This window comes from uncultured Jannaschia sp., assembly GCF_947494025.1.
In the GTDB taxonomy this organism is placed as follows: domain Bacteria; phylum Pseudomonadota; class Alphaproteobacteria; order Rhodobacterales; family Rhodobacteraceae; genus Jannaschia.
In genome coordinates this window covers 1-287 of sequence record NZ_CANLTQ010000178.1, presented here as the reverse complement: position 1 = coordinate 287, position 287 = coordinate 1, and the positions used below count along the sequence as shown (strand labels likewise).

Here is a 287-nt window from a genome sequence, read left to right as displayed (position 1 = left end):
GGCTACGAGCACGGCACTGAGGCGCCGCCTGTGCAAGCGAACCGGCGCAACGGCGTGAGCCGCAAGACGCTGAAGGGCGATGGCGGGGCCTTCGAGCTCGAGGTGCCGCGGGACCGGGACGGCAGCTTCGAGCCGCGGCTGGTGGGCAAGGGGCAGACGCGGATCGACGGGATCGATGAGAAGATCATTGCGATGTACGCGCGCGGCATGTCGGTGCGGGACATCCGTGGGCACCTGGAGGAGCTCTACGGGCTGGAAGTCTCGCCTGACCTTATCTCGCGGGTGAC

The 287-nt window shown here is 68.3% G+C and carries 1 protein-coding gene; it reads left to right on the top strand.

Going from position 1 to position 287, the window contains the following annotated elements; all coding sequences use genetic code 11:
• Window positions 1-287 (top strand): transposase (locus Q1B08_RS21850; protein WP_299823611.1); only part of this gene is annotated, 287 nt, incomplete at both ends.